A 26696-nucleotide genomic window follows, 5' to 3' on the forward strand; every position below is an offset into this window, starting at 1 on the left:
TGAACGATCCAAAACGCCACTGGTGACCAATGGCGGAGGGTGGAGTCGCGGCGACCTGTGGACAAGGCTCAGCCCCTCTGCCCCGGCTGTGGATGACCGTATGACGCCGCGAGCCGGCCGCACGACCATCGCTGCATGTCCCTCGTGCTGCCCCCATCGCTGGCCGGACGCCCGGCCTTCACCCGCGCCGAAGCCCTCGCCGCCGGGATGACCGTCGCGGACCTCAAACAGCTGGCCCGTGTCTTCCAGGGGGTCTACGCCCCCTCGCCGCCGCAGACCGTGCTCGAGCAGGCCCGGATGCTCTCCGTCGTCCTGCCCGAGGGCGCGGCATACAGCCATGTGACCGCAGCTCGCCTGCTCGACCTCCCCCTGCCCGCCGGCTGGCTCCCGGAGCAGCTCATCGACGTGCTGGTGGCGGGCACGGCCCACGCGTGCCGTCGCCCCGAGGTGAGGGGCCACCGCGGGCCTGTGCCCCGTCATGTGGTGCTGCCCACCCTCGCCACACCCGTGGTGGCCCACGAGCACGTCTTCGCCCAGCTGGCGGGCGAGCTGGGGCGCGAGGACCTCGTCATCCTCGGGGACGCCGTCGTGGGCTGGCGGACCGGTCGCACCCTGGACCGGCTGGTGGCGGCCGTCCCCGCCGGGCACCCGGGCAGCGTGGCTGCGCTCGCCGCCCTGGAGCACGTCCGTGAGGGCAGCGCGTCGCCACGCGAGACCCTGTTCCGCCTGCGCTTCCTGGAGGCGGGCCTGCCCGAGCCGGAGCTGAACGCCCCGATCTACGACAGGTCCCGCGGCCTGGTCGCCTATCTCGACATGTACTGGCGGCATCTCGGCGTCGGGTTCGAGTACGACGGGCTGTGGCACTACGAGTCCTCGCAGCAGAGGCAGGACGACATCGCCCGGATCCGGCGCGTCGAGCAGCAGGGCGTGCGGGTCGTCGTGGGCACGCGGCAGGACTATCCGCAGGTCGGTGGGGTCCTCAAGCAGCTGCGATCCGCCATGGCCGACCAGGCTCGACTGCTCGGCCGCCCAGTCCCGAGCATGCGCCACGACCCGAGCACGCGCCACGACCCGAGCACGCGCGCCTTCCCCTCCCGCGCCCTCCCCTCACCCCGCGCCATTGGTCACCAATGACGTCTTGAGGCCTCATGTGAACGATCCAAAACGTCATTGGTGACCAATGGCGGCACACGGGGGCGGGTGGGGCGGCAACCGGGCACGGCAGGGGTGGGGTCCGGTCAGGGGAGGCGGGCCAGCGCCTCGTCCAGGCTCAACTGCTCCAGGGGCGTCCGCCCCGCGACGGCGTCCTCCAGCTCCGACCACTCACGGGGCGCGGCCACCGTCGGGCGACCGAACTTCCCGCGCAGCGACCAGGGGCAGATCGTCGTCTTGGAGGCGGTGTTCTGGCTCCAGTCGACGAGCACCTTGCCCCCGCGCTTGGCCTTGACCATCGACGACACGACCAACGTGGGGTGGCCCGCCTCGAGCGCGACGGCCAGCCCCTGAGCCACCTCGCGGACCACGGCGACGGGGTGGGTGCCGTCGAGCTCGGCATACAGCTGGAGGCCCTTGGATCCGGAGGTGACGGGCCACAGATCGCCGATCCCCATGTCGCACAAGATGTCGCGCGCCCACAGCGCCACCTGCGAGCACTCCGCGAGCCCGGCGCCGGGCCCGGGGTCGAGATCGACGACGAGCCGGTCCGGGTGCAGCGCCTCCCCGGACGGCGACACCCGCCACTGGTGCACGTGCAGCTCCAGCGCGGCGAGGTTGCCGAGCCAGGTCAGTCCGGCGACGGAGTCGATGACGGGATAGGTGATGGTCTCGCGGTCGCGCGTCGAGCCCGGCGCCGGCAGGGTCACGGTGCGGATCCACGCGGGGGTGCCGCGGGGCACGTTCTTCTCGAAGAACGACGGCCCACCCGTCCCCGACGGCCACCTGATGCGAGTCACGGCGCGATCGCGCAGCTGCTCGAGCAGGACCGGCGCCACCTGCGCGTAGTACTGCAGCACCTCGCCCTTGGTGGTCCCGGTCTCGGGATACAGCACCTTGTCGAGGGAGCTGAGCCGCAGGGTGCGACCGTCGATCTCGACGCTCACGTGGTCAGGCACGGCCGACGTCCCCGTCTGCACCTGACCAGTCGGCGGAGGGGAGAAGGTCCGCGGGGGTCAGGTCGGTGCGCACACCGAGGTAGGCCGGCTGCCGCAGCCTGCCGTTGCCCGCCCGCCCGAGGGACTGCACGTCCACGACGAGCGTCGGCTCGACCCAGCGCGCACCGGTCGCATCCTCACGCGGCACTTCCCCCACGAACGGCGCACTCCCACAAGCACGTTCGTCGAGCAATGGCCGCAACGCCTCCCCCGCACGGCCGGCGAGCCCCGCGCCCACGCGCCCGTCCAGCTCCAGCAGCCCGGACCCGTCGGCCGCCGGCGTCCCCACCAGCAAGGCCCCCACGCGGTCCCGCCCCGACGTCTCGGGACGCCAGCCGCCGACGACCACCGAGAGCGTCGCGCGGTGCGGCAGCTTGAGCCAGTCGGGGCTGCGGGCGCCGGGCTGGTATGCCGAGGCCCGCCGCTTCGACACCACCCCCTCGAGGCCCTGGTGGCGGGTCACGTCGTGCAGCAGCCGGCCGTCGTCATACACCTCGGGCACCTTCCAGGCCGACCCTCCCGCCCCGAAGGACTCCAGGTCGAGCCGCTCGAGCAGCGAGCGCCGCACGGACCACGGCTGGTCGATCAGCACCTGCCCGCCGAACCGCAGCAGGTCGAAGACCATGTAGGTCACGGGCCGCACCTCGGCCAGCGCCTGGGCCACCCGCGCGTCCGAGACGTGGATGCGTTCGCTCAGCGCCGCGAACGACGGCACCCCGCCCTGCAGCGCGATGACCTCGCCGTCGAGCAGGAGGTCGTCCCCGGCGCGGGCCAACCCCGCGAGCTCGGGGAAACGCACGGTGGCGTCGGCCCCGGAGCGGGCCGAGAGCCTCCACCCCGCGGGTGACCGGTCGGCGAGGATGCGCATGCCGTCCCACTTGACCTCGTGGACCCAGGCGTCGCCGTGCGGCACCTGGGTGGTGGGGGTGGCGAGCATCGGGCGCATACCTCATCCTGACTCATGGGTATGGGCCCCGGAGGACTTACCAGCGGCTCACCACCGGCTTACGAGCGACGAAGGAGCAGGTCATGCGTGCGATCTGGAAGGGCGCGGTCTCGTTCGGCCTCGTCACGGTGCCGGTGCGGCTCTTCACGGCCACCGAGAATCACGACCTGCAGTTCCACCAGGTCCGCAAGAGCGACGGCTCGCGGATCAAGTACAAGAAGGTCGCCGCGGCGGACGGCGAGGAGGTGCCCTACTCCGAGATCGCCAAGGGCTACGAGTCGCCCGACGGCAAGATGGTGATGATCACCGACGAGGATCTCGCGAGCCTGGACTCCAAGAGCTCCAAGGAGATCTCGGTCGAGAAGTTCGTCCCCGCGGAGCAGATCGACCCCCTGCTGCTGGACAAGTCCTACTACCTCGAGCCCGACAAGAGCGCGGTCAAGCCCTATGCCCTGCTGCGCGAGGCCCTGCGCTCCACGGATCGTATGGCGGTGGTCACCGTCGCCGTCCGCACACGCCTGTCGATGGCGGTGCTGCGGGTCAAGGACGACGTGATCGTGCTGCAGACCATGCTGTGGCCGGACGAGGTGCGCACGCCGTCGTTCGACGTGCTGGACGACATCCCGGAGCCCAACGAGCGGGAGGTCAAGATGGCGGACCTGCTCATCGAGTCGATGGTCGACGACTTCGAGCCCAACGACTACGAGGACGACTACCAGCAGGCCGTGCAGGCCCTGGTGGAGCGCAAGCTCGCCGGCGGTGACGTCAAGGCGGCGCCCAAGGCCAAGGGCGACGACGAGGGCGGCGACGTGGTCGACCTGCTCGCGGCGCTGCAGCGCTCGGTCGACCGGGCCAAGGCGGCGCGGGGCGAGGACACCTCCGCGGACTCCGGTGCGGGGCAGGAGGGCTCGGGGTCGGACGACGGCGCCGACACCGAGGACGACGGCGCGACGGCGGACGACAAGCCCGCCGCCAAGAAGTCCACCGCTCGCAAGGCCCCCGCCAAGAAGGCCGCGAGCTCCACCACGAAGAAGGCCACCGCCAAGAAGTCCACGGCCAAGCGGACCACCAAGAAGGCCAGCTGAGGTGCCGGAGGGTCACACCATCCACGCCCTGGCCGGGCGGCTCAACCGGGCGTATGCCGGAAAGCCCGTCAGGGCGAGCAGCCCGCAGGGGAGGTTCGCCGACTCGGCCGCGCAGCTGGACGGCGAGGTGCTGATCGGTGCGCAGGCCGCCGGCAAGCACCTGCTGGTGGAGGTGGACGGGGACCGCTGGCTGCACGTGCACCTCGGCCTCATCGGCAACTTCGCGGTGACGCCGTTGGCGGACGGCATACGGCCCGAGGACGTCCCGGTGCAGGGAGAGGTGAGGTTGCGGCTCGCGTCGGACACGCACGTGGCCGACCTGCGCGGGCCGATGGTGTGCGCGCTGATCACGCCGCAGGAGGCGCACTCGGTCCTCGACCGGCTCGGCCCCGATCCCCTGCGCGCCGACGCCGACCCGGACGAGGCGTGGGCGCGGATCTCCCGGAGCCGCAAGACGATCGCCGAGCTGCTCATGGACCAGGCGGTCGTCGCCGGGGTGGGCAACGTCTATCGCTGCGAGGTGCTGTGGCGCCACCGCATCGACCCCCACCGCCCGGGGCGCGAGCTGCGCCAGAGCTCCTGGGACACCATCTGGGCGGACCTCGTGCGCCTGCTGCCGCTGGGTGTGGCGTACGGGCAGATCCTCACCCTCGAGCCGCAGGTGGAGGAGGCCGAGCGGCGGCTCGCCGCGGGCGAGGAACCCCCGGTGATCACCGGCCGCTCGCTGGGCACGACCTTCCCGCGGGAGTTCGCGACCTACAAGCGCGCGGGCGAGCCCTGCCCGACCTGCGGCAGCCGCATCCGCACCGCCAAGGTGGCCGGCCGCACCCTCTACTGGTGCGGCCGCTGCCAGCGCCGCCGCTGACGCGATTCATCCCATTGGCCACCTTCGTCGCGTTTCATTGAGTCATGCCCTCCCCCCTCACCCGGCGCGACGCCCTGCGTCTCGGCCTCGGTCTCGGTCTCGGCACCGTCGCCCTCACCTCCTCCGTCACCGCGCCGGCGCACGCCGACGTCTCCGGCCCCAAGGCCGCCACCGGATCGTTCGCCTCGCGCTACCGCGGCGGTCAGGAGACCGTCTGGGAGGTGCTCTACCCGCCCGGCTTCACCCCAGGTGACCGACTGCCGGTCATGATCACGCTCCACGGCAAGGGCGGAAACCACACGACGCCCGAGGGACTGCGCTTCCTGGAGCACGCGGAGACCCTGCGGGCCGAGGGCCTGCGGCCGTTCGCCTGCGTGGGCGTCGACGGCGGCGACACCTGGTGGCACGACCGGGCCGACGGGACGGACAGCGCGGCTATGGTCGCCTACGAGCTGGCCCCGATCCTCTCCGGCCTGGGCCTGGACCTGACCCGTCCGGCGCTCTACGGATTGTCGATGGGTGGCATGGGCGCCGTCTGGCTGGCCTCGCGCCTCGGCCCCAACCGTTTGTCGAGCCTCACCATCGCCAGCACCCCGTTCCCCGCGACGTGGGACCGGTTCAGCGGGTCCTACGACTCCCCCGCCGACTTCGCGGTCCACGACATCCGTCGGCACTGGGCGAGCCTGCGGGGGCTGCCGATCCGCGTGGACATCGGCGATCAGGACCCCTTCCTCCAGGAGAACCTCGCGCTCCGACCCCTGGCCGACCCGCAGCCGGAGTTCCACGTCTCCCCAGGCGGGCACGACTGGGACTTCTGGGGCCGGGTGGCGCTGGAGCAGATGCGGTTCATCTCCCGCCATCTGGATTGATGCCTAGGCTGGGCACCATGGACCGACGCAGCCTGCTCCGGCTCGCAGGAGGCCTGTCGCTGGCCGGCGCTCTGGGCGCCTGCTCCAGCCCCAAGGGTGATCGCCCGCTTCCCAAGACCCCCCAGGTCACCCAGACTCCCGCGCCCGAACAGAGAGTGCAGAACGTCTCCAAGATCGACGGCGTCATCATCTCCAAGTACCTGAGGGGCGAGCCGGCACCCTGGGTGGTGCTCTTCCCGCCGGGGTACTCGCGGGGCGCCCGGATTCCCGTGCTCCTGACTCTGCACGGCACCGGGGGCGATCAAGGCACCCCCTGGATCCTGCGCTGGCCAGAGACCTCAGCGCAGCTCCAGGCCGAGGGGCTGCCTGCGTTTGCCTGCGTCGGCATCAAGGGCGGGGACAGGTGGTGGCATCCGCGGGCGGACGGGACCGACAGCGCTGCCCTCGTCACAGATGAGTTCGCTACCGTCCTCAGGGGCCTGGGCCTGGACATGTCGCGGCCCGCGGTCTACGGCTACTCCATGGGCGGCGTCGGCGCGCTCTACCTAGGAGCCATGCTCGGAAGACACCGCGTCTCGTCCGTGGTAGCCGCAAGTACGCCCTTCATACCGTCCTTCGCGGAGAGCCAGGGAGCGTATGACACGCAGACGGACTTCAACCAGCACAACATTCGTTCCCTATGGCCACGCCTCCAGGGGCTCCCCGTTCGCATCGATATAGGCGACCGTGACCCGTTCCTCTCTATGAACCGTGACTTCATCCCCACGGCCCAGCCGGCACCGGAGTTTCATATCAACCCTGGGGGCCACGATGCCGAGTACTGGGGCCGCATGGCCCTCGACCAGTTGCGGTTCGTCGCGCGACACTTCTGAGCCAGGCGTCAGGCGTGTGCGTCGCCGCCGTCGAGGGCGCCGGCCTCGTCCTCGGTGCGCAGCAGCCACAACGCTCCGGCGAGAGCGAGCGTGAGCCCCACCACGACCTGCGGCAGCGACCCGGGCCGGGTGTGCTCCCCGAGCAGGCCGATCCCGAAGGCTGCGGGGAAGGCCGTGGCCATCCCGTAGTTGCAGCCGAGCACCGGCGCAGCATGCCCGCGGGCCAGTCCTTTCGTGAGATGCACCTGACCCAGGGCCATGCCCGAGATGACGAGCATGCCGGCGACCCAGTTGAGCAGGGGCAGCTCCCAGAACCTCCAGACGACGTGGGTGTGGTCGCCGATGAGCAGGCGCGCGCAGATGGCCGAGAAGGAGAACCCGAAGCCGGCCAGCAGCCCGTTCACCACCGGCCCTCCGGGCAGGAGCAGCCCCAGTGCGCAGGCCGCCGCGCAGCCCAGGAGGACGTTGATGTCGCGAGCCTCGATCGGCGGCGGGGGTCCGGTGATGGTCACCATCCCGAGCGCCGCGATGCCGACGACCACCGCCAGGATGGCGAGAGCGTCCGATGCTCGCAGCCGACGCACACCCTGGACGTGCTGGATGACTGCCGTCACGGCAAGCGCCGAGGTGACGCAGGCCTGCACGATGAGCAGCGGCAGGAAGCGGCGGGCGAAGAGGGTGAACAGGAACCCCGCCCCCTGCAACGCCGTGCCGATCCACCAGCTCCGCGACCGGAGCGCCCCTCCTGCGGCCTGCGAACCCTTGTGCAGACGAGCCCCCGAGATGCCGTAGGCAAGGACGCCCAGGACGAGCATGACGACGGCGAGGATCACGGGCTTACGCTACCGCCCAGCACCACCGCCCCGGTCCCGCCCGGCCGGTGGCGCGAACCAGGCGGGCCTCAGCACCCGGGGGTGAGGATGGCCTTGGCGAAAGCCCCTGTCTGGTAGAAGAGCTGCCTCTGGGCGTCATATGGTTCACCCGCGTCGAGGTAGGTGGCACGTCCCGGGAAGCATCGCCCCACCAGTAACCGCGCACGTTCTACCTGGGGGCGGAACGTGATGATCTGGACTGACCGCCAACCGCGCTCGCGGCCGAGTCGACCTATCTCCTGTGCCTCCCCCTGGGTCGTCGACGGGGCCGGGTCGAAGCACGTGACCCTTCGATCTATAGGTGTTCTGCATGGGGCCGGAAGCACGCCATGCGTATCAGCGGGATGGGCGGAGACGACCAGCTGTGGGGCGACACCCCGGTCGAGCATCGACTCGCCCAAGGCGATGCGCTCTGGAGACGAGGGGCCGAGGATGACGATGACGTCGGAGGTCCCGGGGATGTCGACCCGTGGGTGAGTGACCAGCCACGCATGACGCCCCATAAACCCCGCCAAGGTCACGACCATCACGCCGACGACCAGACCGACGAACCGCACGGCACGGCCTCGGGTCATGCTCACGGACGACGCCGAAGTGCTGTTTCAGCGATCGTCCGGATCCGTTGGCGCGACGTCTCCCCCAACGCCGAGTGGTCCATGTCATGCCAATAGTGACGCAGAACGGGCCTCCCCTGGCGTTCCCACCGCCTACCAGCGGCCTTGCCCTCGACTTCCAGGAAGTGTCTCTCCCCGATGTCGCCGAAGTGCAGCTCGACCGGCAGGTCGATGGGGACCCCCCTGAAGACGGAGTCAGCATCCTCCATCAGGGCCTGGCGGGCCAACAAGGTTCGCAGGGGTAGCGGAACGTTGCCCTTCGCGACGTCGCGTACACGCTTGAGAGCGCCCTTTGCCCGATCACGGCGGCGACGGGGGGCCGGTTCATCACCGGGGACCTCGTCAACTGTCCCGAAGAACCGCTTCAACCATGGCCCCTCCATGTATCTGACGGCCAGGCGCGGATCGGGCTGCCACATGAGGTTGTCCAGGGCGACGATACGACGTAGCTGGACCCTGCTGGAGGCGCGAAGGAAGAGCCAAGCGCCGACGCACAAACCAATGGCCGTAGGGAGCACTCCGGCCCTTTCGGTGATGAAGGCCACGGCGGCTTCCACGTCCTCGACCGCCTCCTCGCAGTACGGGTTCGGCTCGCGTGGCTGGTCGGGGTCCAGATGCACCCCCAAGCCGCGACGTTCAGCGCGGATCCCCATAACACCGTGGGCCCCTTGCTCCCTGGCGATGGTCACCCACAGGCCGGAAGGTCCCTCTGCAGATTCGGCCCCAGCCGCAGTGAATACGACCGAGGCCACCGAACCGCTGGTCGGCTCCGTCAGGACCCCGTGAAGGGCATGGGGACCTACCTGCACGAACCTCTCGACGATCTCGACTCCCCCCACGTTGAAGGTGGCGCAAAGACGTGCTGTCGGCCTAGGGACGGGTTGAGTCTCAGCGCGCGGCAGCTGGCCGATGATGTCGCTGATGGCCGCATGCGGGACCGCAGCGAAGCGAGGATGGGCCGAGTACAGCAGATCTGCGACCCGCCGGTCGCTCTCCTTGCGCACCTGGGTGGTGCCGGAACCAGGCTGAAGCTTTAGCTTGAGGCTGCTGAGGCGTTCGATGGCCTCCCCCGAGAACATCACCCCGCACAACTCGACGCCGGTGGAGACCGGCACGGACGGCACCTCACAGCTCAGCTGACGCAACTTGACCGAGGCCCGCACGTAGGCCCGGCCGTTGACAGGCTCCCAGCACAACCGCAATGCATCGGACGCCGAGGTCCAGGTCGACAGGACCGTGGCGCCTAGCCGTAACCCGATGAAGTGAATCGGCAGTCCCTGACTCCATGACTGGACGAACTCTTCAACGGTGGTCAGGTCTTGATGCCATGCAGTCACAGGGTCGCTGCCCGGCAATGCGGCGGAGCTCCCGCTTCCGCGCCAGTCGAATCGGACCGACACGAAGCCTGCCTCCGCCAGCCGAACCCCGAGGACATGGAGGGCACGAGCGCTGATGACAGCCTCGCGCCCGAAGGATGGCGCCACCACCACCACACCCACGCACTCTCCGACGGGGCGGCAGATCCAGGCAGACAGGGTCCGCTCGCCCTCGCCGATCCACGTCGGCTCCCCCACGGTCGACATTCTCCACGTCCCTTCCTCTCGTCCCCCCGCGACCCGTGAGGGTCACGATCACGCGCGCGTCCGGCGGCACGGTCAGTCTCGCCCGCAATCGACTCTCGCTCAACTGACGCTGGCGGTAGGCGCGACACGTGGTCGTCAGCCGCGCCGGTCGGATCGGTGCGTCCGATACCAATCAACCGTGGCGCGCACACCGTCCTCCAGGTTGATCTGAGGGGACCATCCGGACCCCTTCAGGGTTGACACGTCGAGCAGCTTGCGCGGGGTCCCGTCGGGCTTGGACGTGTCCCACTCAATAGACCCGCGGTAGCCGACGGCGTCGGCCACGATGCCCGCCAGCTCCTTGATCGTGACGTCCGTCCCGGTGCCGACATTGACCTGACCAGGGCCGTCGTAGTGCTCCAACAGGTGCAGGCAGGCCGCGGCCATGTCGTCCACGTGGAGGAACTCGCGTCGTGGCGAACCGGAGCCCCAGTTGGTCACGACGGGGGCGCCCTCGGCCGCAGCCTGGTCGTACCTCCTGATCATGGCCGGCATGACGTGCGACCCGGTGGGGTCGAAGTTGTCGCCAGGGCCGTAGAGGTTGGTCGGCATAGCCGAGATCCACGGCAGGCCGTACTGCCGACGAACAGCCTGGACATGCAGGATCCCGGCGATCTTGGCGATGGCGTAGGCGTCGTTGGTGGGCTCGAGGTGACCCGTCAGCAGGGAGTCCTCGCGGATGGGTTGCTCGGCGAACTTGGGGTAGATGCATGAGGATCCGAGGAAGAGCACCCGTTCGACCTCATACTTGAGGGCGGCGTCCAGCACGTTGACCTGGATGCGAACGTTGTCCGACAGGAAGTCCACGGGGTAGGTGTTGTTCGCAAGGATGCCGCCAACCTTGGCCGCAGCCAGGACCACGTATCGAGGCTTGGTCTCGGCGAAGAAGGAAAAGACCCCCTCGCGGTCCTTCAGGTCCAGCTCAGCGGACGTGCGACCCACGAGTCTCGTGAAGCCCGCTGACCCCAGCCGCCGCCAGACGGCCGACCCCACGAGGCCGCGGTGGCCCGCGACGTAGGTCACGGCGTCGCGGTCTAGCGGGCCGGGCGTGTAGTCGACCCCGTCGATGGCGCTCATCGCGGCTGAACCCCCGGAATCGGCGCGTCGGACCCCAGCGTCGTAGGGGTGTCGATCCAGGGGGTGCCCGCGCACTCGAGTGCCTTGATATCGGCGTCCACCATGATCCGTGCAAGCTCAGGAGTATGGACCTTGGCCTCCCAACCGAGCTTCTCCTTGGCCTTGGAGGCGTCACCGATCAGCGCGTCCACCTCCGTGGGCCGCAGGTACCGCTCGTCGAAACGCACGTGCTCCCCCCAGTCCAGGCCCGCGTGCTCGAAGGCCATAGCCAGGAAGTCCTTGACGGTGTGGTCCTGCCCGGTAGCCAGGACGAAGTCCTCGGGCTCGTCGACCTGCAGCATCCGCCACATGCCCTCGACGTACTCCGGGGCGTAGCCCCAGTCGCGGACCGAGTCGATGTTGCCCATGTAGAGGTGCTTCTGCTGGCCGGCCTTGATCGCGGCCACCGCGCGGGTGATCTTGCGCGTCACGAAGGTCTCGCCGCGGCGCGGCGACTCGTGGTTGAAGAGGATCCCGTTGACGGCGAACATGTCGTACGCCTCGCGGTAGTTCTTGGTGATCCAGTACGAGTAGAGCTTGGCGACCCCGTATGGCGAGCGCGGGTAGAACGGGGTGTCCTCGCCCTGCGGCGGCGGCGTGGCGCCGAACAGCTCGGAGGTCGACGCCTGGTAGAAGCGCGGCCGCACACCCGCGACCCGGATCGCCTCCAGCAGACGGATCGACCCCACCCCCGTCGTGTCCGCCGTGTGCTCGGGCTCGTCGAAGGACACGCGCACGTGGGACTGCGCCGCCAGGTTGTACACCTCGTCGGGGTTGATCTCCCCGACGAGGGTCACGAGCCGCGCGCCGTCGCTGAGGTCGCCGTAGTGCAGGAACAGCTTGGCGCCCTCGTCGTGGGGGTCCACGTAGAGGTGGTCGATCCGGTGGGTGTTGAAGGTCGAGGCGCGGCGGATGAGCCCGTGCACCTCGTATCCCTTGCTGAGCAGGAGCTCGGCCAGGTAGGAGCCGTCCTGCCCGGTGATGCCAGTGATGAGCGCGCGCTTGGTCACGTGGTGCCTTCCGAGGGGTAGTGGAGCGAAGAAGTTCAGTGCGAGTCGGCGAGAGTCGGCGCCGTGACGGCCCGGCGACGCTCGACGAGACCCTGCAGCCACGCCGAGAAGCCAGAGATGGCCGACGCTGCCGAGAGGTTCGCCGCCGCGAAGCGGGTGGCGGACTCGGCATACCTGCGAGAGCCGTCAGGATCGGCGACAAGCGCTTCGACGGTGCTCAGCATGAGGGCCGGGTCGCCTGCCGGTATGACGGGCCCGGCGTCCGCCGCCCGCACCTCGTCGGCGCAGGAACCGTCGTCCGATGTCGCGGCCACGACGGGACGACCCACGCGGAAGTAGGACGTCAGCTTGCTCGGCACGGCCATCTCCTTGACGCCGGCCTTCTCGTTGACCAGCAGCACGTCTGCGGCCTCCAGGGCGGCCCGGAACTCGCCGTCCGGCAGCGCCGGGGCAAACGTCAGGTTGGCGCAGCCGGCGCCCAGCTCCTCCAGCCGGGCACGCTGGTTGCCGTCGCCCACCAGCACGAACATCACGTCCGACTGCTGCTGCTGAGCCAGGCGAGCCGCCTCGACGACGTTCTCCAGGCCCTGCTTGGCGCCCATGTTGCCGGCGTGCAGCGCGATCGGGCGGTCGGGGTCCCCTGCCAGCGTGGCCCGCATCTGGCGGACATCGACGCCGTGCGGGTCGGTCCGCAGGTGAGCCCAGTTTCGGTTGACGACCACCTTGCTCCCGTCGACCCCCACCTCCTGCACCACGTAGCGCCGGAACCGCTCGTGGATCACCGACACCCCGTCGGCCAGACCCAGCACACCACGCTCCAGGATCTTGAACGCCGCAGCCGCGACCGCGCCGGCGCTCCCCAGCTCGGCCAGCCCGGTGGAGTACATGTCCTGCACCCAGATGGCTGTCTGCGGGCGCCCTGCCCCAAGTCGGGCTCGGGCCAGGGCGAAGCCGGAGGAGATCAGCGCCGGGCTGACGGTGAGTACGAGGTCGGGCTTGCCCCAGCCGACCAGGAGGGTGTGCAGACCGAAGGTGAGCTCCATGACGGCCCGCCCGAGCCCAGGGCCACCGTCTGCGCTAGGAATGGTGTGCCACAGACGCGTCACGGGGACTCCGTCGACGATGTCCTCGCGGCGGCGACCGGAGAATCCGGTGTAGTTGGTCCAGCTGGGGTAGTGAGGGATGCCAGCGATCACGTGGACGTCGTGGCCAAGGTCGAGGAGCCCCTGGGCAAGGCCAGCGGTGTAGGGCGCGGTTCCGGAGGGCTCCGGCGCATAGTTCAAGCACACGATCAAGATTTGCATGACGGGACAGCGTCCTTAGCTGGTGCGGGTGAGGTGGTTGTAGGAACGCTCGAGCTGCGCGACGACCGGCTCCATGCCGAGCTCGTCCCTGATGGCCGCACGGGCGTTGCCGCCGCTCTGCGTGCGCAGCGACGGATCGGAGAGAAGCCGGTCCACAGCCATGGCAACCCCGGCGGCGCCCGGGGGTGTGACACTGCCCGCGGCCCGTCGCTCGACAATGGGTGCCAGGCCGCACGAGTCCGTCACGACCACCGGACGCCCGAGCGACATCGCCTCCAGCACAGTCATGGGATAAGGCTCGTCTACCGACGGCAGGACATATATGTCGGCCGCCCGCATCGCAGCTGACGTCTGATGAGGCGGGAGTGGGCCCTCCCAGACGAGTCGATCTCCAAGACCGCTGCGGCTGATGGCATCCCTGACCTCCTGGCCCAGCCCCTCGTCCGGACCGACCATCCGAAAGACCACTTCCGGGTAGCGCGGCGCCAGCCTGACCGCCATCTCGACGAAGTCCAGCGGACGCTTGCGGGCTTGGACCCGGGCGAGGAAGAGGACCTGGGGAGCGCTCCCGGCCGCGGAAGGCAGCGGGGTTGCCGGGGGCAGGTCGATTCCGTTGCGCAGATGCTCGAGTCGCAGGGGAGAGGCGACCTCCTGCAAGCCGCGTCGCTCCGCGTCGGTCAGATAGAAGACACGACCGGCTCCACGCAGAACACGCCGGGTCATTGTCAGGTCCAGCGGGCGCGCCAATGGGTTCCCGGACGGCACGACCATGCCGTGGGTCTGCAGGACGTACGGCTGTCGACCCAGGTGCGTAGCCAGTGCCGCGGGCAGCGTGACCAGGTCACGGGCTAGATGAACATGCACCGCGTCCGCCCTGCGCGCCGCCCGGGCGACGAAGGAGACGAGGCCTGGACTGGACAACCCGTGGAAGCTGCCGGGGACTGGGGCGACCGCTCGGAACAGTCGAACCCTGACGCCCTCCACCTCGCTCGGCATCGCGTCATAGCCCCAGCTACCGGCGGCCAGAACCACATCGTGGCCCGCCTCTCGCAGCGCCCGGCACTGGGCAAGGGCTACCCGAGTGGGGCCGCCGTACTCGCCCTTCGGACTGACGAGGGAGACGACCTGGAGCACCCTCACGCGAAACGCACCTCCGCCCGAGGTGCGACCACACGGGCACCCGGCTCGACGTCCTTGACCACCAGCGCGGTGGCCCCGACGACGGAGTCACAACCCACCGTGACGCCTCTCAGGACGGTCGCCCGAGCCGCGATCCATGCTCCGTCCTCGACGCGGATCGGGGCGTTGTCGAACTCGAACGCCGGATTGTCGGCCTGGTGGCTTCCAGTGCACAGCAGGACCCCCTGGGAGATGCACACGTCGTCGCCGATCGAGATGGGCTCGAGGTTGAGCAGCCAGGCACCGACGCCGATCCAACAGTCGTTGCCGATCCGCAACTTCCACGGCCAGTGGATCCGGACGTCGTGCCGCAGGAGCACACCTGTGCCGATCTCGGCGCCGAAGGCACGCAGGGCGCGCACTCGCAACGAGCTTGGTATGACGACGGAGCGCAGAATCGGCTCGACCAGCACCCAGAGCGCGCAAACCGGCAACGGCTTGCCCTTGTCGTATCCGAATCCGGTGAAGGTCGACAGGCGACGGCGAACGGGCACGGGCAGCTCCTTGCATTCGCAGAGTGGTCGGTGGAGGAGGTCGGTGCGGGGGGCGGACGCCTGCAGGTTGCGCTCAGGCTAACCAACCAATTCGACCATCACCGAAAGCCATCTTGCACCGACTTGCCGAAACTACTTCAGGTATCGAGGGTTCTACTCTGAGTAACGAATTGAGGCGATCACTGATGTGCGGGCCAACTCTATGGTCGACCCAGGAAGCCAGTTGCGCCAATCGTGCCTTCGACTGGCTCATGGTCCGCTAGCGTCACCTAGGGTTGGGCGTTCATCGTCGACTCACACAGGTTGCACCCGACCCTGTCGCTGAGGTCGGCAGGCAGGTTCGATCATCAACGACGTCGAGGACACCATCGCATGCACTTTCGGGACTACGTGGACGTGCTACGTCGGCAACGTGTCGTCATTCTGTTGTGCGCAGTTCTGGGCATGGCCGCGCCACTCGTCGCGGCTCTCGGCACAGCCCCCGAGTACACAGCATCAACCGAACTCATGTTCTCGGTGACTGCCGGGAACTCAGCCACCGACCTCAACCAGGCTGCGACCTACCTCGAGCGATCGATGGCGTCGTACTCCAAGTTGGCGACCACGCCTCTCATCCTGGACCCCGTCCGCGAACGGCTGGGCCTGTCATCGTCCGTGGCCGACCTTCAGGAGCGAGTCACAGCCACGGCTCCCACCGGCACCATCCTCCTCGACATCGAGGCCCGGGCCGGAACGGCTCAGGAGGCGGCCGATCTCGCCAACGCGGTGGGCCAGGAGATGATCTCGGCTGTGTCGCGACTGTCGCCGGCGGACGCCAAGGGCTCCCAGACCTTCAAGGCGGCCGTCGTCGACCGGGCAGAACTACCGCGGCAGGAGGCTGGCCAACCAGCCTGGACGCTGGCGGCAGCAGGTCTCCTGCTGGGCGCCCTGCTCGGCGCGCTGCTCGCATTCCTCGTCGAAAGCCTCGACCCGCGGGCGCGCACCCGCGATCAGATCGCTGACGCCGCTGGTGAGCAGCCGCTGGGCGTGATGAGCGCACAACGCGTCGCTCGCCCAGACCACGGCCGGAGACACGCCAGGGCTGCGGACTCCAATGCGGTCGGCCTGATCACCAACGCTATCGACGCCCTCTCGGGACATGACGAGCGCTGCATCTGCGTCACGGCGCTGACCTCACGGGTTCCGGTCACAGGTCCCGCGATACAGTTGGCCAACCACATGGCCCGCAGCGGACGCCGCGTGGTCCTGCTCGATGCGAACCCTGGCGGCGAGGACCTGGCCGGGTCGCTGGGCCTCCCCGTACGAAAGGGCCTAACAGACGTCCTCGCAGCTTCCCTCGATGACTGGAGCGATGCCATTCACCTGGGGTCTCCAGGCCTCCCTGACATCGTGCCCCTCGGAACCGGCAAGCCGGAACACATCGACTTCGTGAGCGCAGCACGTGCGGCCCAGCTCGTGGAGTCGCTCTTGGAGCGTTACGACACGGTGTTGATCGATGCCGGCGCATCTGACCATGCTGCCGCCGAGACATTTGCACAGGTGTCGCGGGCCACGTTGGTGCTGGTGGAGATCGGGCGTTCCCGCAAGGCCACGATCAAGGAGACGCTGCGCCGATACCGCGGACTAGGGGTCCGCAGCCTGGGCGTCGTCGGCGTGGCCCCACGCGGGTTGAGCCGATTCATGTGATGACCAGCGCGGTGGCACGATGAGCCCGCAGCCCCTGGCGATCACCATCATGGTGATCACGCTCATGCTGGGCCTCCTCGGAATCCTCTACTTCCACCGTCGCGGTGGAGACGGGATGTGGCTTCGGCAGATTCTTGTCGCCGATTTTGTCGTCTCCTACCCGATCTCCGGCTTGGTCCACGTCTGGCCACTTTCCACAGATCGGGGCTACTACGACGCCATCGCAGGCGGGGTTCCGGGCGCCACCACGGGGCTCGTTCGTGCCGCGGTTGCGTGCTTGCTGGCGGAGTTGACGCTCATGATCGCGCTTGCCGCCTTTGCCCGGCCCCCCGCGACCCGCGGACGCCCCGTCTGGGCATGGGCGCAGCGAGACAGGGTGCTGGCCTCACTCATGGGTGCGGCCCTCGCATCCGCTGCCGGATTCGCCTTGCTTCGCGTGATGAGACATGCATCCGCACTTAACGCCGAGCGAGTGGTAGAGGTCCCACCTGGGGAAGCGCGGTACGTCTTCCTTGCGAGCTGGTTCCCCTGGGCCGTGACACTTCTGGCTCTCGTCATCACATCACGTCGTACCACGCCTGCCTCAACCGTCTGGAACGCCCTTGTCCTCACCGGCGCCATGGGGGGTGTCTTCTTCTCATTCGCATGGAGCGGCGGCCGGGCCGAAACCATGGTTTATGGCATTCCCATCATCGCGCTTCTGCTCCCGCGCCTCAAGGTGCTGCGCGCGCCCTACGCCATAGGCGGAGCCATCCTGGGAGCCCTCTTCATCATGTCCAAGACGCTTGCGCGGACCAAGGATTTCGAGGTGTGGGGACTGCTGGACTGGCAGTGGGGTCGCTTTTCCATGGTGGCGTGGGCGGATGACTACGCCCGAACCTTCGGGTATGTCGGCGGAGAGACCTTGGCCAATGGCTATCTGAATGTGCCATGGGCCATAGCTCACTTCGTCGGACTCGCGCCTCCGATGGAGGGCGTGAGGTCAATCGTCCAGCTATCTGGGTCTGCTTTCGTCGGCGATACTGAAAAGACGCACATAGTCCCCGGCATGGTGTCTGAGCTCTACATCAATTTTGGCCTACCTGGTGTCATCGTCGGCCATGTCATCCTCGGCGTGGTGGCATCACTGGTCGCCGACTGGTTCCGGGACGCCGCGGGCGAGATGGAGAAGGTTCTCGCCGCTTATCTGGGTTCAGTGATCCTGTTCGAGACCGTCGTCGCGCAGAGCGGCGCTTTTCTCCCCTATGCCATTCAGAGCGGGTTGCCGTTGTGGGGGTTCTGGCTCATCGAACGAGCCCGACGACGCGCTGCGACCCGCGATCACGACACCTCCTCCATATCCGACCGCACCCTTCTGAGGAGCTGACCGTGCCCAAGTGGTCCGTCATCATTCCCGTTCGCAACGGTCAGGAGCACCTTGAGCGTGCCTTGACCAGCGTGCTCAAGACCCTCCCTCACGACGCCGAGGTCCGGATCATGGACGACGGGAGCACGGACCGGACGCCAGACATCTTGGCCGCGGTGCAGGGCCGCGATCCTCGGGTACTCGTTCACCGTCATTCCGAAGCGCAGGGCGTTGCCCGAAGCCTCAACGAGCTGGCAGGGTTTGGCGACTCCGAGTTCCTCGCCAGGATGGACGCCGATGACGTGGCACTGCCCGGACGCTGGACTCGCGGCGAGTCATTGCTTCGATCAGCCGACATGGCCTTCACGACCGTCGTGTTCGTTGATGAGCGAGGTCGCCCGAGAGGTGCGGACCAGCCTGGATACCTGAGCGCCGCCGCAACGCCCCTGCACCTTCTGCTCGGCTGCTGCTTGGTTCACCCCACCGCCATGATGCGGCGATCAGCGTTCGACGAATCCGGTGGCTACGCGGACACCAAGGCGGAGGACTACGAGTTGTGGTTGAGGGCTTCCTGCGCAGGCCAGCGACTGGTGCGATCCTCAGTCCCCGGTCTCCTGTATCGCAGGCACCCTGGCCAGGTCACGCTGCAACAGCCGTGGATGGACGAGGGCACCGACAGCCCTCTGTGGACCGCCTACCAGGTCGCCGCATCAACCGTCCTCGACGTCTCGCCGTCCGCCCTACGAGACTTCTTCACTGCGGCCCTTCACCGTGGACCTGTTCCCCAAGAGGTTGGCCCAGCCATCACGCAGGTCGGCATGGCTCTCCGCTCGGCGGCCGAACGGCTCCAACCGATCGACCGCCTGTTGTTCACCTGGCGGCTGAACCGCCAGCTGGGTCGCATGCAGGCCCGGCTCGACCTCAGCTGAGGGCCAGAACGACCGCAGCAGCAAGTCCCGAGAGAGCGCACGCCGCGAGCACCGGAGCGGCCGCTCCTCGGGGCCGGCTCATGCCATAACACACCAACAACACCATGAGTTCTTTGCCCACGACGACGGCTGCGGCCCCCGTCAGGCTGTGCAGGGCGACATAACCTGTCACCGGCGCACAACAGATGGCCAGCAAGGCCGGGACGATCGATGCTCGGGTGTTTTGCTCATAGATGGACAGCATCTGAAGGCATAGGGAAACGGCATAGGGGATCGTCGCCACCGCCAGCATAGGGACCGCCACCAGCGTTGGCTCCCACCTCTCACCCAGGAACGGGCGAAACAGGAAGTCCACGATGACCGTCATCATCAGCACGGCGCATACGGCGGCTCCGGCGCTGATCAATCCGATCCTGCGCACGTCGAGCGCCTGCCGATCAGGGTCCTCGTGCTTCACCACCGACGCGCGCAGATAGTTGGCGGTGGCAGAGGACAAGGCATCGCCAGGACTTCGCCCCATGGCCGACGCCGTGGAGTACAGACCGAGCACACTGGTGCCCGCAAAGGTTCCGATGAAGACCCGTTCGAGCTGTCCTTGGGTCCATCCCAGGACCCCCAAGAGACTGAGCCCAGCGACCTCCCCCCGAGGACGCCCCTCTCCCTGCCGCTGTTCGATGCGGATCGACCTGGCCGCCCGGTGGGCGAGCAAGAGGAACAATGACTCGGTGACAACCAAGTGAGCCGCCATCGCCAGGGACGAGTGCAAGGTGATGACGATGCTGAAGGAGACCATCAGCCCCACTACCGCCGCCAGCAGCTGATAGCGAGCCAGGGCCTTCCACCGGTGCCCGTACTGCATCTTCCCGACAGGGACGATCCCGGCTGTGGTGATGAATGGGACAAGGACCATGGGCGACAGTGCGATGACGTAGGACCCCAGGTGCGGTGTGCGGAGGCACAGAACTATCAAGACCGCCGCCATGAAAGCCGCCCCGAACCACGCAGCAATAGCTCCCAGCCTCCGCACCGCCCGAGTGTCCCGCTCGTTGGTGAGAGACATGACGATCTGGTTTCGCAGCGCGTTCTCAGCGAGTGCCTGGTAGAAGGTGTATGCCAGGGCCACCCAGCTGTAGATCCCGACGATGCCTGGGTTCGTAAACTTCGCGAAAGTGATCATGATGATCGCGTTCGCAAGGCGAGGCAATGCGCGCTCCATCGTCGCCCAGAACAACGGGACAACCGCTTTCAGGCGCCTAAGGGCAGCCGAGTCGTGACGATGTCTGCCGACGTAAGCGCGCGGACCGTTACCTTCACGCAGTCCGCGCGGAGCTCGTCGACGCGAGTCAGTATCGAGCACGTAAGGAGCCTTCGATCGGTGGAGTCTTCACTCGTGATCCGGATACCGGCGCTGGCACCAGGTCAGCCACCGGCACCGGTGACGACTGAGCTGACCGTGCGCAGGATGATCTTGACGTCCAGCCAGAGCGACCAGTTCTGGATGTAGTAGTTGTCAAAGCGCGCGCGCTCGGCGATCGACGTGTCGCCGCGCAGCCCGTTGACGGCTGCCCAGCCGGTCAGGCCGCAGGGCACGCGGTGGCGGGCACCGTAGGCGGGGTACATCTGCTGGAACTGCTCCACGAAGTATGGGCGCTCGGGGCGTGGGCCCACGACGCTCATGTCGCCGCGCAGGATGTTGATCAGCTGCGGGAGCTCGTCGAGGGAGGTCTTGCGGATGAACTTGCCGAACGCGCTCAACCGGTTGTCCTTGGCGATGTTCCAGTTGGTCTGCGACTCGGCCTCGTTGACAGGGCGCATGGAGCGGAACTTCATGACGGTGACGGGACGACCGTCGACCCCCACCCGCTCCTGCCTGAAGATGATCCCCGGCCCGCCGTCGAGCCGGACACCGAGCGCGACCAGCGCCATGGGGATGGACAGGACGACCAGCGCCAGGCCGGACAGCAGGATGTCGCCCAGCCGTTTCACGCGCCACATGGGCGAGCGGTATGCCGACCGCCGCAGCCGCACCAGCGGAACGCCCCAGACGGTGTCCATGTCTCCCTCGACGTGGTGCAGCTCGTAGAGGCGGGGGACGACGAACAGCTCGGACTCCAGGCGGTCGCAGGTGCGGATCAGCGGCACCATCTCCGACTCCTTCATCGAGGAGAAGGCGACGATCACGACGTGGATTCGGTTGTCTGTCAGGGTGCGCTCGAGCGCCTCGGGCCCGCCGAGGACCGGGAGGACATCCATGGAGTCGACGACCTTAGGGTCGCTGTCCAGGAAGCAGTAGGGGCGCAGGCCGTACTGCGGGTGGTCCTGCAGCAGCTGGGCGATCTCGTGACCGACCACACCGGCGCCGAGGATCAGGGCTCGGTGCCCCACGCGTCCCGTCCGGCGGGCCCAGCGGATGGCGGCGTAGACGAGGGCGCGACCGATCAGCACGAGGGCGAGCAGGGCGAGGGGGAAGGCCAGGACGTGCAGCTCCTGGACGACGTTGGCCATCGGGCGGCTCTCCACCCCGGCCCCTACGATGGCGACGGCGGCGCACGCGATGATCCAGCGGCCGGCGATGGCGGGCAGGTCGTCCAGGGCGGAGAGGTTGAGCCGCGAGTCATAGAGCTTGCTGCCCGCAAAGAGAGCCACGAGGATCGCCGTCATCAGCAGCGCGGGACGGGCGTCGATGCCCGTCAGCAGCCAGGCGAGCAGGCAGGCGGTCACGTCGGCGATGACCGTCGCCGCCGCGACGCTGCGCACCCTGGTCCACAGCGTGGGCGTGTAGGCGTGGAGCTCGGGGTCCGTGAGCAGACGAGGGCGCGGGCGAGTAGAGCCGCTCACGGCGCGATGCTTGCCGCGCGAGTCGATCACGTCTGTCATGCCCGTCTTCTTCAGGATGAGGTGCGGCTGCGCCGGTGAGCCGAGACGCCTGCACGAGGACCGACCGGCCCACCTGCACAGGCTCTCGCACCGAGGTGACCGGCGCGTATCTATCGGGCCAACTGCGAAGCGGTACTCACCCCATCGGCCCTGGACCGACACGTAGAGTGCGGCTCTTTAGCGGGTCTCCATACGCCCGGTTACGTCCTTCTGTCACGTCAGTGACGAAGGACACCCTCCATCTGGGCGGCGCGTGCGACCGATCGGGTGACCGACGCGACCACCGCAGGGTCGAACGGACTGGGAACCACACGATCGGGCGTGGGGTGAGGGACGCAGGCTGCGATGGCCTCGGCGGCTGCCAGCTTCATGCCCTCCGTGATGCGGGAAGCACCAACGCTCAGGGCCCCCTTGAAGATCCCGGGGAAGGCGAGGACGTTGTTGATCTGGTTCGGGTAGTCGCTGCGGCCCGTCGCCACGATGGCCGCGTGACGGGCCGCGATGTCGGGGTGGACCTCGGGGTCGGGGTTGGCGAGCGCAAAGATCATGGCGTCCTCGGCCATCCGGCTCACCGCTGTCTCCGGCACGGTGCCCCCGGCCACGCCGATCAGCACGTCGGCGCCGCGCAGGGCCCGCGAGATGTCGCCGGACAGGTCCCGGTGGTTGGTGGTGGCGGCAAGCTGCCTCTTGTGGGGCGGCAGGTCACCGCGGTGCGAGCCGATGATGCCCTGGCGGTCGCAGACCACGATGTCGCGCACCCCTGCGCGCTGCAGCACCTTGGTGATGGCGACGCCCGCCGCCCCGGCCCCGGTGATGACGATGCGCAGGGACGCCAGGTCGCGACCGAGGACCGTCGCGCCGTTCATGAGGCCAGCCAGGGTGACGATCGCCGTGCCGTGCTGGTCGTCGTGAAAGACGGGGATGTCGAGCCGGTCCTTGAGCCGCTGCTCAATCTCGAAGCACCGCGGGGCGCTGATGTCCTCGAGGTTGATGCCACCGAAGGTCGGCGCGAGCGCCACCACCGTCTCGACGATCTGGTCGGCGTCGGTCGTGTCGAGGCAGATCGGGACGGCGTTGAGGCCACCGAAGTGCTTGAAGAGCATCGCCTTGCCCTCCATCACCGGCATCGCGGCGTGCGGCCCGATGTCCCCCAGCCCGAGGACCGCGGTCCCGTCGCTGACGACCGCGATCGTCGAGGCCCGTGAGGTGTAGGTGTCGGCGAGGGAGAGGTTCTCGGCGATCGCCGTGCACACCTGGGCGACGCCGGGGCTGTAGGCGCGGGACAAGTCGGTGGCATCGCGCACCTCGCACCGCAGCGCGGTCTCGATCTTGCCGCCGAGGTGCATGGCAAAGATCGGGTCGGTCGGGTCGGGGACGATCGGATCCGGCGTGGTGGTCAGGCGGGACGCGTGGGCATAGGACATGGCAGACCCCAAAGGACGGCGTGGCAGCGCTGGGCGCGTGGTCGTCGCGACGGGATGGGTCGCCGTTCGAGCCGATGGTCTCGGTGCGTCACCCTCGGCAGACGACTCCGTGGTGGGAGCCGAGCCACCGTCGGGCGATCACGGTCCCCACAGGCTACCGGCCGGTATGCCGGCCGTCACCGTGCCCTCGGTCACAGCAGACCGGGTCAGCCCAGGCGCGGGTACTCGCGATCGTCCTCGTCTTCGTCCAGGTCACGGTCGCCGCCGATCACGTGGACGGCGGCCTCCTCGGCCGAGGCAGCACCTCCGCTGAAGCCCTCGTCCTCGGCCACGAGATCCGACTCACGGTCCTCGTGCGCGCCCTCGTCCGGCGCCACGAGCCGGCCGGCACGACGATCGCCCACCTCGGGGTCGCCGAGGAAGTCGTCCTCAGCGGCGATGGCGTCCGGGTCGTCGCCACCGACGCGGTCGTCGCCATGGCGCACGTGCGCGCGGGGGTCGTGCTCGTCCTGCGGGTCGTCCGGCAGCTCCTCCTCGAGCCGCATGTCGATGGTCTCGCCGTCGTGCTGCTCCTGGGCGGTGATGCCATAGCTCTCGACCTCCCGCGGGCGCTCGGGCGGTGAGTAGCCCTCGTCGAGCAGGTCGTCTACCCCTCGGTCGAGGAGCTGGTCCTCGCCGCTCAGCTGGGTCTCGTCATCGATGCTGAAGGAGTCCTGGTCACCGCTGTCGCCGGGCTCGAGATTGAACTGGTCGCTCATAGGGCCCACTCTGCCACGGCGAGCCGGCGCGACGGCGTCGCCCGGCGGGAGCGTCCGCCGCACTCGACCCCGCTGCTCGCGCCGTTCACCTATCCTGGCGCGGTGACGTTCTCGGCCGCCGCCCTCTCGACGGACCGCGCCACCCGTCGTCGGCTCCCCCTCGTCCCCGCCCAGCGCGGCATGCTGCAGGGGCACCTCACCGATCCCGCATCACCCGCCTGGGGCGTGGCCCTCCTGACCGAGCTCGTCGGGCAGGTCGACGACGCCGTCCTCGCCGAGTGCCTGCGCCGGGTCTCGCTCGAGATGCCGAGCCTGAGGCTGCGCTTCGACGTGAGCACGGAGCCGGCGACCCAGCACGTCGCCGACCTCACCGACGACGTCGTGGTCACCACCCCTCTGGGCGCCGCCGACGACGAGGCCGCGGCAGCGCGCCACCTCGCCGCCCGGCTCGCCGCCGAGCCTTGGGACGTGCCGGGCGGTGGGCCCCTGGCCAGGCATACCCTCCTCGTGGGCCGCACCGGGGTCTGGTGGGTGCAGCGTGCCCTGCACGCCGTGGTCGACGGCTACGGTGCCTGGCTGGTGCGCAACCGCGTCGTGGAGCACTACAACCACCTCGTCTCCGGCACGGAGCTCCCGGACCGCGCCTACCCCTCCGTGGAGGAGCTCGTCGCCCAGCCGCGACGGTCCGAGGACGATCAGCGCGACTTCTGGCGCGAGTACCTCCAGGGGGCGCCCGAGCGGGTCTCCCCCGCCGACCGGGCCCACCACGTCGTCGCCCGCCCCCACCGCCACGACGTGGTGCTGCCGTCGTCGGTGCGCGTTGGGCTCGGCGCGACCCTCGGCAACCGCGTCTGGACCTACCCGCTGATCGCGGCGGGCGCGGCATACGTCGCTCGCGTCAGCGAGGAGGACTCAGCCGTGGTCGGCGTGCCCGTCCTCGGCCGCGACACGGCCATCGACCGCGCCACGACGGTCAACATGATGCACGTCCTGCCGCTGCGCGTCCCCGTCGAGCCCGACGACGACCTGGCCTCCCTCACCCGACGGGTCGTCGACAGCGCCCGCTCGACCCGACCCCACCAGCAGACGCCGACGGAGACGATCTTCGAGGCCGTGCCGTCGGCCTGGCGGGCCGGCCGACTCCACGGGCCCACGATCAACGTCATGCCGTATGACGACGACCCCGTGATCCCCGGGGTCACCGTCACGACGCAGGCCCTGCAGCGCGGACCGGTCTACGACCTGCTGCTGACGATCCACCCGCTCGCGGACGGGTCGCTGGCCGTCGAGTGCGAGGCCCATCGCGAGATCTACACCCTCGCCCAGACCCGTTGGCACGCCGAACGGTTCGCGACCTTCGTCACGCGCCTCGCCGGGGCCACCGCACCACTCGCCGAGGTCGACCACCGGCTGCTGCAGGAGATCGAGGCCGCCGACGAGCTGGCTCGTCCCCGCACGGCACGGGTCCCCGACGACGCGGCCCCCGGCGCGACGTGGGGCGACGTCGTCTCCGCCGAGCAGCTGACCGTGCCCGGGCTCGACGCGTCGGTGCCGCGCGGCTACGAGATCCGCGACGCCCTCGGTCGGACGACGGGCTTCACCCAGGTCGGCGAGCTCGTCGCCCACACCGCGTCAGGGACCGTCGCCACCGGGCAGCTCGCGGCGCTCCTCCCGGACGGACGCGTGGTGGCGCACGGCCCCGTGGAGGGGCGGCGGCAGGTCTACGGCCGGCACGTCGAGGCCGACGGTGTGGCCCACGACGTGGCCCTGCTCGACGGGGTCGAGTCGTGCACCGCCACGTGGGAGGGCCGCCGACTGTCCCTCACCGTCACGCTCACCCCCGGCGCGTCGGAGGCCGACGTCGCCCGCGCCGCCAAGCAGACCGCGCCCTCGGGCACCCGACCCGTCGTGCACCTGAGCGCCCTCGTCTGAGCTCAGTGGCGCATGCCGGGCATCATCGTGCCGCCCGGCATCTCGTGCTGCCCGCCGCCCTGGGTCCACCCCATGACGGCGGGGTCGAGCATCCCGGCGATCATGGCGACGTGGGCGACCACGAGGAACACCGCCACGAAGACCACGTGCAGCTTGCGGGCGTGGCGCTCGTCCCGCGCGATCAGGCCCGCCGCCACGAGACTGAGGCCGACCATCGGCACGGCGCCGAGCAGGTAGGCCAGGACCGCGATGACATCGGCCGGCCCTCGCCATCCACCGTCGAGGGTGAGCGGGATGACGGCGTGCCGGAGCAGGTGGACGAGGATTGCGACCATCACCGGCCCCGCGAGCAGGCCCGCCCAGCGGCTGAGCCCGTGCACCCACGACGGCGCAGGGCGGGCAAACAGGATGACCAGCTCCGTGATCGCCAGGGTCTCGGCGAGGATCACGGGAATCGCCATGAACAGCAAGAGGTTCCAGGGCTGCTGGACCGCGAGCAGGCCCATGTAATGCGTCATCGACATCCCGTCCATGCCGCTGCCCTGGGTGCGGTCGGGCGCCACCAGGCCGCCGACCACGGCCAGCGCCGTGAGGACCGCGAGGGTGGTGGCGGCACCGCGCCGCGGTGCGTGATCGGTCGTGGCGGGGGTGGCCGCGGTCAGCGTGCTCATGATGGTCTCCCGGGTTCGGTCGAGCTCGATGGGGACCACGCTGCGCCACGCTTGCGAAGAGCTGCCGCAGGAACTG

At 69.0% G+C, this 26696-nt stretch carries 23 protein-coding genes; 9 read left to right on the top strand and 14 right to left on the bottom strand.

Going from position 1 to position 26696, the window contains the following annotated elements; genetic code table 11:
* The first annotated feature begins 135 nt into the window (after positions 1-135).
* Positions 136-1134, top strand: a complete 999-nt coding sequence (locus tag GGG17_RS11830; protein WP_154593902.1) for a putative endonuclease domain-containing protein — start codon at positions 136-138, stop codon at positions 1132-1134.
* A gap of 104 nt (positions 1135-1238) precedes the next feature.
* Here the strand turns inward: GGG17_RS11830 and ligD are convergent, their stop codons facing one another.
* Together ligD and GGG17_RS11840 are read right to left on the bottom strand one after the other, a co-directional pair.
* A complete protein-coding gene (ligD, locus tag GGG17_RS11835; protein WP_311966637.1) occupies positions 1239-2111 on the bottom strand; it encodes a non-homologous end-joining DNA ligase in 873 nt (290 codons plus the stop codon).
* Complete coding sequence (locus GGG17_RS11840; protein WP_154593903.1) at positions 2104-3096, bottom strand: ATP-dependent DNA ligase; 993 nt, start codon at positions 3094-3096, stop codon at positions 2104-2106. Before GGG17_RS11840 ends, ligD begins: the two co-directional genes overlap by 8 nt.
* A gap of 83 nt (positions 3097-3179) precedes the next feature.
* Between GGG17_RS11840 and ku the strand changes: the two genes are divergently transcribed.
* The 4 genes from ku to GGG17_RS11860 are packed head-to-tail and all read left to right on the top strand — an operon-like array spanning position 3180 to position 6787.
* The gene (gene ku / locus GGG17_RS11845; RefSeq protein ID WP_154593904.1) at positions 3180-4181 is read left to right on the top strand and encodes a non-homologous end joining protein Ku; all 1002 of its coding nucleotides are present in this window, start codon (positions 3180-3182) and stop codon (positions 4179-4181) included.
* 1 nt (position 4182) lies between these two features.
* Positions 4183-5046, top strand: a complete 864-nt coding sequence (locus GGG17_RS11850; RefSeq protein WP_311966638.1) for an Fpg/Nei family DNA glycosylase — start codon at positions 4183-4185, stop codon at positions 5044-5046.
* Between the two features lie 44 nt (positions 5047-5090).
* Entirely contained in the window at positions 5091-5915 is an 825-nt protein-coding gene (locus tag GGG17_RS11855; protein ID WP_154593905.1) for an alpha/beta hydrolase, read from the top strand.
* Between the two features lie 17 nt (positions 5916-5932).
* The gene (locus GGG17_RS11860; protein ID WP_195849219.1) at positions 5933-6787 is read left to right on the top strand and encodes an alpha/beta hydrolase; all 855 of its coding nucleotides are present in this window, start codon (positions 5933-5935) and stop codon (positions 6785-6787) included.
* A gap of 8 nt (positions 6788-6795) precedes the next feature.
* Here the strand turns inward: GGG17_RS11860 and GGG17_RS11865 are convergent, their stop codons facing one another.
* From GGG17_RS11865 to GGG17_RS11895, 7 genes are all read right to left on the bottom strand, one after another.
* Complete coding sequence (locus tag GGG17_RS11865) at positions 6796-7620, bottom strand: hypothetical protein (protein ID WP_311966639.1); 825 nt, start codon at positions 7618-7620, stop codon at positions 6796-6798.
* A gap of 616 nt (positions 7621-8236) precedes the next feature.
* Entirely contained in the window at positions 8237-9847 is a 1611-nt protein-coding gene (locus GGG17_RS11870; protein ID WP_154593907.1) for an alpha/beta fold hydrolase, read from the bottom strand.
* A 144-nt stretch (positions 9848-9991) separates the two neighbouring features.
* On the bottom strand, positions 9992-10972 hold the full coding sequence (locus GGG17_RS11875; RefSeq protein WP_154593908.1) for a GDP-L-fucose synthase family protein: 981 nt from the start codon (positions 10970-10972) through the stop codon (positions 9992-9994).
* Positions 10969-12021: a GDP-mannose 4,6-dehydratase gene (gmd, locus tag GGG17_RS11880; protein ID WP_311966640.1), complete on the bottom strand. Its 1053-nt coding sequence runs from the start codon at positions 12019-12021 to the stop codon at positions 10969-10971. The genes GGG17_RS11875 and gmd overlap by 4 nt, the downstream gene beginning before the upstream one ends.
* A 35-nt stretch (positions 12022-12056) precedes the next feature.
* Positions 12057-13325: a glycosyltransferase family 4 protein gene (locus GGG17_RS11885; protein ID WP_154593909.1), complete on the bottom strand. Its 1269-nt coding sequence runs from the start codon at positions 13323-13325 to the stop codon at positions 12057-12059.
* 15 nt (positions 13326-13340) lie between these two features.
* Positions 13341-14465, bottom strand: coding sequence for a glycosyltransferase (locus tag GGG17_RS17205; protein WP_311966641.1), 1125 nt, complete (start codon positions 14463-14465; stop codon positions 13341-13343).
* On the bottom strand, positions 14462-14998 hold the full coding sequence (locus tag GGG17_RS11895) for a DapH/DapD/GlmU-related protein (protein WP_311966642.1): 537 nt from the start codon (positions 14996-14998) through the stop codon (positions 14462-14464). The genes GGG17_RS17205 and GGG17_RS11895 overlap by 4 nt, the downstream gene beginning before the upstream one ends.
* 372 nt (positions 14999-15370) lie before the next feature.
* Between GGG17_RS11895 and GGG17_RS11900 the strand changes: the two genes are divergently transcribed.
* Genes GGG17_RS11900 through GGG17_RS11905 form a run of 3 tightly spaced genes read left to right on the top strand, consistent with a single transcriptional unit; the run spans position 15371 to position 18958 of the window.
* The gene (locus GGG17_RS11900) at positions 15371-16684 is read left to right on the top strand and encodes a hypothetical protein (protein ID WP_154593911.1); all 1314 of its coding nucleotides are present in this window, start codon (positions 15371-15373) and stop codon (positions 16682-16684) included.
* Between the two features lie 19 nt (positions 16685-16703).
* The gene (locus tag GGG17_RS16065) at positions 16704-18050 is read left to right on the top strand and encodes a hypothetical protein (RefSeq protein WP_195849220.1); all 1347 of its coding nucleotides are present in this window, start codon (positions 16704-16706) and stop codon (positions 18048-18050) included.
* Between the two features lie 2 nt (positions 18051-18052).
* Positions 18053-18958, top strand: a complete 906-nt coding sequence (locus GGG17_RS11905; RefSeq protein ID WP_195849221.1) for a glycosyltransferase family 2 protein — start codon at positions 18053-18055, stop codon at positions 18956-18958.
* Here GGG17_RS11905 and GGG17_RS11910 read toward each other — a convergent pair.
* The 4 genes from GGG17_RS11910 to GGG17_RS11925 all read right to left on the bottom strand — a co-directional run bounded on the left by GGG17_RS11910 (position 18951) and on the right by GGG17_RS11925 (position 24017).
* A complete protein-coding gene (locus GGG17_RS11910; RefSeq protein ID WP_195849222.1) occupies positions 18951-20135 on the bottom strand; it encodes a lipopolysaccharide biosynthesis protein in 1185 nt (394 codons plus the stop codon). The two genes, GGG17_RS11905 and GGG17_RS11910, sit on opposite strands and share 8 nt — an antisense overlap.
* A 242-nt stretch (positions 20136-20377) precedes the next feature.
* Positions 20378-21835 carry a sugar transferase gene (locus GGG17_RS11915; protein ID WP_154593914.1) on the bottom strand — a complete coding sequence of 486 codons (1458 nt, stop codon included), beginning with the start codon at positions 21833-21835 and terminating at the stop codon, positions 20378-20380.
* A gap of 218 nt (positions 21836-22053) precedes the next feature.
* Complete coding sequence (locus tag GGG17_RS11920) at positions 22054-23259, bottom strand: NAD(P)-dependent malic enzyme (protein WP_154593915.1); 1206 nt, start codon at positions 23257-23259, stop codon at positions 22054-22056.
* Positions 23260-23465: 206 nt separating this feature from the next.
* On the bottom strand, positions 23466-24017 hold the full coding sequence (locus tag GGG17_RS11925) for a DUF5709 domain-containing protein (RefSeq protein ID WP_154593916.1): 552 nt from the start codon (positions 24015-24017) through the stop codon (positions 23466-23468).
* 102 nt (positions 24018-24119) lie between these two features.
* Here GGG17_RS11925 and GGG17_RS11930 point away from each other — a divergent pair, with 102 nt between their 5' ends.
* Entirely contained in the window at positions 24120-25949 is a 1830-nt protein-coding gene (locus GGG17_RS11930) for a condensation domain-containing protein (RefSeq protein WP_154593917.1), read from the top strand.
* Positions 25950-25951: 2 nt separating this feature from the next.
* Here the strand turns inward: GGG17_RS11930 and GGG17_RS11935 are convergent, their stop codons facing one another.
* Positions 25952-26620, bottom strand: coding sequence for a DUF6803 family protein (locus GGG17_RS11935; RefSeq protein WP_230082911.1), 669 nt, complete (start codon positions 26618-26620; stop codon positions 25952-25954).
* Positions 26621-26696: the final 76 nt, after the last annotated feature.

The sequence above is a fragment of the Arsenicicoccus cauae genome, from assembly GCF_009707125.1.
GTDB lineage: Bacteria > Actinomycetota > Actinomycetes > Actinomycetales > Dermatophilaceae > Arsenicicoccus > Arsenicicoccus cauae.

Excerpts from the sequence above, each read along its gene's own strand:
- GGG17_RS11935 (WP_230082911.1), bottom strand. The coding sequence starts at position 26,620 with ATGAGCACGCTGACCGCGGCCACCCCCGCCACGACCGATCACGCACCG.
- GGG17_RS16065 (WP_195849220.1), top strand. The coding sequence starts at position 16,704 with ATGAGCCCGCAGCCCCTGGCGATCACCATCATGGTGATCACGCTCATG.
- GGG17_RS11910 (WP_195849222.1), bottom strand. The coding sequence starts at position 20,135 with ATGATCACTTTCGCGAAGTTTACGAACCCAGGCATCGTCGGGATCTAC.
- GGG17_RS11920 (WP_154593915.1), bottom strand. The coding sequence starts at position 23,259 with ATGTCCTATGCCCACGCGTCCCGCCTGACCACCACGCCGGATCCGATC.
- GGG17_RS11855 (WP_154593905.1), top strand. The coding sequence starts at position 5,091 with ATGCCCTCCCCCCTCACCCGGCGCGACGCCCTGCGTCTCGGCCTCGGT.
- GGG17_RS11900 (WP_154593911.1), top strand. The coding sequence starts at position 15,371 with ATGCACTTTCGGGACTACGTGGACGTGCTACGTCGGCAACGTGTCGTC.
- GGG17_RS11860 (WP_195849219.1), top strand. The coding sequence starts at position 5,933 with ATGGACCGACGCAGCCTGCTCCGGCTCGCAGGAGGCCTGTCGCTGGCC.
- GGG17_RS11840 (WP_154593903.1), bottom strand. The coding sequence starts at position 3,096 with ATGCGCCCGATGCTCGCCACCCCCACCACCCAGGTGCCGCACGGCGAC.
- GGG17_RS11925 (WP_154593916.1), bottom strand. The coding sequence starts at position 24,017 with ATGAGCGACCAGTTCAATCTCGAGCCCGGCGACAGCGGTGACCAGGAC.
- GGG17_RS11875 (WP_154593908.1), bottom strand. The coding sequence starts at position 10,972 with ATGAGCGCCATCGACGGGGTCGACTACACGCCCGGCCCGCTAGACCGC.
- ku (WP_154593904.1), top strand. The coding sequence starts at position 3,180 with ATGCGTGCGATCTGGAAGGGCGCGGTCTCGTTCGGCCTCGTCACGGTG.
- GGG17_RS11885 (WP_154593909.1), bottom strand. The coding sequence starts at position 13,325 with ATGCAAATCTTGATCGTGTGCTTGAACTATGCGCCGGAGCCCTCCGGA.
- GGG17_RS11830 (WP_154593902.1), top strand. The coding sequence starts at position 136 with ATGTCCCTCGTGCTGCCCCCATCGCTGGCCGGACGCCCGGCCTTCACC.
- GGG17_RS11915 (WP_154593914.1), bottom strand. The coding sequence starts at position 21,835 with ATGACAGACGTGATCGACTCGCGCGGCAAGCATCGCGCCGTGAGCGGC.